This is a genomic window from Phycicoccus elongatus Lp2 (assembly GCF_000367525.1).
Classification (GTDB): Bacteria; Actinomycetota; Actinomycetes; order Actinomycetales; family Dermatophilaceae; genus Phycicoccus_A; species Phycicoccus_A elongatus.
This window is the reverse complement of sequence record NZ_HF570956.1, coordinates 368,833-374,117: the sequence shown is the minus strand read 5'-3', so window position 1 is coordinate 374,117 and position 5,285 is coordinate 368,833. Positions and strand designations below refer to the sequence as shown.

4 protein-coding genes are annotated in these 5,285 nt (G+C 68.2%); 3 read left to right on the top strand and 1 reads right to left on the bottom strand.

Annotation, left to right across the window (positions count from 1 at the left end):
• Positions 1–932 (top strand): 3-dehydroquinate synthase (gene aroB, locus BN10_RS01790; protein ID WP_084310870.1); only part of this gene is annotated, 932 nt, incomplete at its 5' end.
• On the opposite strand, the gene BN10_RS01785 is transcribed toward aroB, so the two are convergent.
• A complete protein-coding gene (locus BN10_RS01785; RefSeq protein ID WP_010849439.1) occupies positions 923–2,503 on the bottom strand; it encodes an FMN-binding glutamate synthase family protein in 1,581 nt (526 codons plus the stop codon). The two genes, aroB and BN10_RS01785, sit on opposite strands and share 10 nt — an antisense overlap.
• 107 nt (positions 2,504–2,610) lie before the next feature.
• Between BN10_RS01785 and BN10_RS01780 the strand changes: the two genes are divergently transcribed.
• Together BN10_RS01780 and BN10_RS01775 are read left to right on the top strand one after the other, a co-directional pair.
• Entirely contained in the window at positions 2,611–3,531 is a 921-nt protein-coding gene (locus BN10_RS01780) for an intradiol ring-cleavage dioxygenase (RefSeq protein ID WP_010849438.1), read from the top strand.
• A 364-nt stretch (positions 3,532–3,895) separates the two neighbouring features.
• The gene (locus tag BN10_RS01775; RefSeq protein ID WP_010849437.1) at positions 3,896–5,221 is read left to right on the top strand and encodes an IS256 family transposase; all 1,326 of its coding nucleotides are present in this window, start codon (positions 3,896–3,898) and stop codon (positions 5,219–5,221) included.
• The last annotated feature ends 64 nt before the right edge of the window (positions 5,222–5,285 follow it).

Below are 5,285 nucleotides of genomic sequence, written 5' to 3'. Positions count from 1 at the left end.
CCCCCCCCGCCATTACCGGCAGCGGCCGAGTCGCCCACCTGGCGGCCGTGCCCGACGCCGAGGCGGCCAAGACGGCGACCGTCCTCTCCGACCTCTGGGGCCAACTCGGCCGCCACGGCTTCACCCGCACCGACGCGATCGTGGCCGTGGGCGGTGGCACCGTCACCGACCTCGGCGGCTTCCTCGCCGCGAGTTGGCTCCGCGGGGTGCCCGTCGTCCAGGTCCCGACGACCCTGCTCGCGATGGTCGACGCGGCCGTCGGTGGCAAGACCGGCATCAACACCCTCGAGGGCAAGAACCTCGTCGGCGCGTTCCACGAACCCACCGCCGTCATCGTGGACCTCGACCTGCTCGCGTCCCTGCCGCAGGTCGACTTCGTCGCCGGTCTCGCCGAGGTCATCAAAGCCGGCTTCATCGTCGACACCCGCATCCTCGACCTCGTCGAGTCCGACCCGGAGGGCGCGACCCGGCGGGACGGCCCGCACACCGAGGAACTCATCGAGCGCGCCATCACCGTCAAGGCCGAGGTCGTCGCCGCCGATCTCAAGGAGTCCTTCCTGCGCGAGATCCTCAACTACGGTCACACCTTCGGCCACGCGATCGAGCAGGTCGAGCACTACCGCCGCCGCCACGGCGAGGCCGTCGCCATCGGCATGGTGTATGCCGCGGAGCTGGCCAGGTGCGCGGGTCACCTCTCCGAGGACGCCGTCTCCCGGCACCGCACCGTGCTGGCCAGCGTCGGCCTGCCCACGGCATACGAAAGCGCCGGTGAGGGTTCCTGGGAGGCCCTTCTCACGGCCATGCGACGTGACAAGAAGTCGCGTGGTGCCCAGTTGCGCTTCGTCGTCCTGGCGGACATCGCTCGGCCGGTCCGGCTGGAGGGCCCGAGCGAGGACTGCCTGCGGGCTGCCTTTGCCGCCATTCAGTCCTGACTGGTCGCCGACTCGGGAGCGCTGCCGCCCTGCGGGGCCACCGGACGCATGATGCGGGTGATCTCCTCACCGAGCTCGTCGCCGATCCGGCCCCAGCGTGGCTGGTAGCGATAGATCTTCCGCAGCGGCGTCGCCTGCCGCACGCCGAGGAGGACCTCGATGTCGTCGGCGTCGATGAGCGCCGGGTGGAGGACGCCGCAGGCCTCGGAGACCTTGAGCAGGTCGCGTCGGAGGGTGTCGAGATAGTTCGCCAGCCGCACTGACTTCAGCGTCGGGTCGAGGCCGCGGGAGAGCCAGTCGTTCTGGGTTGCCACGCCGGTGGGGCAGTGGTCGGTGTGGCACTTCTGGGCCTGGATGCAGCCGATGGACATCATCGCCTCGCGGGCGACGTTGACCATGTCCGCGCCGAGGGCGAAGGCGACGAGCGCGTTGTCGGGCAGGCCGAGCTTGCCGCTCCCGATGAAGGTGAGCTGGTCGGTGAGGCCGGCGCGCGCGAAGGTCGCGTAGACCCGCGCGAAGCCGAGCCGGAAGGGCAGGGCGACGCTGTCGCTGAAGATGAGGGGTGCGGCGCCGGTGCCGCCCTCGCCGCCGTCGATGGTGACGAAGTCGACGCCACGGTCGCCCTTGGCCATGTGGCTGACGAGCTCGTCCCAGAAGCCTTGCTCACCGACGGCGGACTTGATCCCCACGGGCAGCCCGGTGGCGTCGGCGACCAGCTCGACCCAGTCGAGCATCGAGTCGACGTCCTGGAACTCGGCGTGACGCGCCGGGCTGGCGCAGTCCTGTCCCATCGGTATGCCGCGGATGCTCGCGATCTCCTCGGAGATCTTGGCGGCCGGCAACATGCCGCCGAGGCCGGGTTTGGCACCTTGGCTGAGCTTGATCTCGATGGCCTTCACTGGCGCGGAGGCGACGACGTCCTTGAGCTTCTCGAGGTCGAACCGACCGTGCTCGTCGCGACAGCCGAAGTAGGCCGTGCCTATCTGGAGGACGAGGTCGCCGCCCTGTCGGTGGTGGCTGGAGAGGCCGCCCTCGCCGGTGTTGTGCATCGCGCCGGCCAGCTTGGCGCCCTTGTTGATGGCCTCGATGGCCGGGCCGGAGAGCGAGCCGAAGCTCATGGCGGAGATGTTGACGACCGACTTCGGCCGGAAGGCCGACCGTCGGCCACGCGGGCCGCCGAGCACCTTGGCCGAGGGCAGGACGATGCCTTCGTCGTGGTTCCCGTGGGCGACGCCGGTGGCCGGCGCGACATCGGCGAAGGTGCGGTGCTTGACGATGACATAGCCCTCGAGGTGCTCGATGTCGTTGTCGGTGCCGAAGCCCACGTAGTTGTTCTCGCGCTTGCTCGAGGCGTAGATCCAGGAGCGCTGGTCGCGGGAGAAGGGCCGTTCCTCGTCGTTGCTCGTGACGATGTACTGGCGCAGCTCCGGGCCGACGCGCTCCAGGAGGAAGCGCAGGTGGCCCACCACCGGGTAGTTGTGCAGCAGGGTGTGCTTGCGCTGCAGGACGTCGTGGGTGGCCAGGCCGGCCAGGCCGGCGGCAACAGTGCCGATCAGATGGCGTGCCCTCATGGTCGCAGTCTGCCCGTCCCGGTGGCTCGGTGTCGCTGATCGGCTCGCACAGTGGGCGCACAGGATCCCGACAGGAGCGGCACGGGGATGCTGGGCACAGTGATTCCATGACGAACCGACGCATCGTTCCCGCCGCCCTGCTCGCCCACGACGACCACGACCACGACCCCAACAGCGAGCTGGATCGTGGCCTGACCTACGACGTCAACACCCTCCTGCGTCGCCGCGGAGCCCTCGGCCTGCTCGGCGGAGCGGCGCTGACCGCGCTGGCCGGGTGCGCGACGGCCGCCACGTCCGGGGGCGGTGCGAGTGCGACCGGCTCGAGCTCCACCTCGGCCACCGCCTCGGCAACGGGATCCGCTACGGCGGCCGCCAGCTCCGCGGCATCCGCCTCCGCCGTCGACTCGGTGGTGCCCGATGAGACGGCCGGCCCCTACCCGGGCGACGGCAGCAACGGCAAGAACGTGCTCGACGACAGCGGTGTGGTCAGGAGCGACATCACGACGAGCATCGGCAGTTCCGAGAAGGTCGCCGGCGTCCCGATGACGATCAACCTCACCGTCACCGACTCCGCCAGCGGCTATGCCGCGATGGCCGGCGCAGCCGTCTACGTCTGGCACTGCGACGCCGCCGGCAACTACTCGATGTACTCGCAGGGCGCGACCGACCAGACCTGGTTGCGTGGTGTGACCGAGACCAACGCCAACGGCACGGCCACCTTCACGTCGGTCTTCCCCGGCTGCTACGCCGGGCGCTGGCCGCACATCCACTTCGAGGTCTACAAGAGCACCTCCGACGCGACGAGCAGCGGGCAGATCGTCAAGACCAGCCAGATCGCGCTGCCCCAGGCCATCTGCGAGACGGTCTACCAGAACACGTCCACGTATCCGAACAGCACGCGCAACCTTGGCCAGCTCTCCCTCAAGACCGACAACGTCTTCGGCAACGACGGGGGGATCCACCAGCTCGCCACGGTCACCGGCGACGCCTCGAGCGGGTATGTCGTCAACCTGACGATCGGCGTCTGACAGAAGACAGATTCCGCTGCGGGACAGGAATATTCGATCGATCAAACCCTTGATATCGAACAGGTGGGCGATGAGAATGAGACAGGATCTCACCACCGCTCGCACGGCCCTCAGGGAGGGATCACCTGGGCGCGCTGTCCGACCTGCAGCGCCTGTCGAACCTCATTGACGCCACCCGCACGCAGCACCTTGCCCACGCCGCCGCCATCACTGAGAGCCAGGCCGAGGACGGCACCTGGGTCCAGCCCCAGCCGCAGCCACCTAGATGTACCCGGCCATCACGTTGGTGACAGTCGACTGGTGGGGACTGTCGCGATAACGGTGTAAGAGGCCTGATCGCCCCGGCAGGGGCAGGAGGGTCGTCATGACCGAGAGCACGACACTGGTGGCTGTGAGTCCATCTACAGCACCATCCGGCGAGCGGCCGGAGAACCCGCCACCGGAGTTGACGGCGGCTGAGCAGGACGCGGTCCGGGAGCTGGTGCGTCAGGCGCGGGCGTCTGGGACGGCGTTGACCGGCCCGGGTGGGCTGCTCAAGCAGTTGACGAAGATGGTCGTTGAGGCCGCGCTCGATGAGGAGATGAGCGAGCACCTGGGGTATGACAAGGGCGACCAAGCTGGCCGCAACCGGGGCAACTCCCGCAACGGGAAACGGTCCAAGACGGTGATCACCGATAACGCCGGCCCGGTCGAGATCGAGGTCCCGCGGGACCGGGAGGGCACCTTCGAGCCGGTGATCGTGCCCAAGCGGGCCCGGCGCCTGTCGGACCTGGATGCGGTGGTGTTGTCGCTGTCGGCCAAGGGCTTGACCCATGGCGAGATCAGCGCCCACTTCGCTGACGTGTACGGCGCGAGCGTGTCCGAGGACACCGTCTCGCGGATCACCGACCGGGTCATCGAGGAGATGACCGCGTGGTGGGCTCGCCCGTTGGAGAGCGTGTACGCGGCGGTGTTCATCGACGCGGTCATGGTCAAGGTCCGCGACGGACAGGTCCGCAACAAGCCCATCTATGCCGCCATCGGGGTCGACCTGGCCGGGCACAAGGACATCCTGGGGATGTGGGCCGGAGATGGTGACGGGGAGTCGGCGAAGTTCTGGTACGCCGTCTTGACCGACCTGAAGACCCGAGGCGTCAAGGACGTCTTCTTCGTCGTCTGTGACGGTTTGAAGGGCCTGCCGGACAGCGTGAACGCCGTCTTCCCCCAAGCGATCGTGCAAACCTGCGTGATCCACCTGATCCGCGGCACCATCCGGTACGCGTCCCGGAAGTACTGGGACGAGCTGGTGCGCGATCTCAAACCGATCTATCAGGCACCCAACGAGGCCGCAGCAGCGGCGGCGTTGGACGCGCTCGAGGACAAGTGGGGCACCCGCTACCCCGCGATGATCCGCCTGTGGCGCAACGCCTGGGCCGAGTTCATCCCGTTCCTGGACTACGACGTGGAGATCCGCAGGGTCCTGTACTCGACCAATGCGATCGAGTCGCTCAACGCCCGCTTCCGGCGCGCTGTCCGAGCCAGGGGCCACTTCCCGAACGAACAATCCGCGATGAAGACGCTCTACCTGGTCGTGCGGTCACTAGACCCCAAAGGCACCGGTCAGACACGATGGGCCGTGCGGTGGAAGCCCGCCCTGAACGCCTTCGCCATCACCTTCGCCGACCGCATGCCAGCGGCCGAGAACCAGTAACAAGATGAACGCCTCTTACACCGTTAGAGCGATAGTCCCGACTGGTGGGGGGTTTTCCTCCGAG

What these genes read in the sequence shown, in the direction of transcription:
- BN10_RS01785 (WP_010849439.1), bottom strand. Translation starts at nt 2,503, where the DNA reads ATGAGGGCACGCCATCTGATCGGCACTGTTGCCGCCGGCCTGGCCGGC.
- BN10_RS01780 (WP_010849438.1), top strand. Translation starts at nt 2,611, where the DNA reads ATGACGAACCGACGCATCGTTCCCGCCGCCCTGCTCGCCCACGACGAC.
- BN10_RS01775 (WP_010849437.1), top strand. Translation starts at nt 3,896, where the DNA reads ATGACCGAGAGCACGACACTGGTGGCTGTGAGTCCATCTACAGCACCA.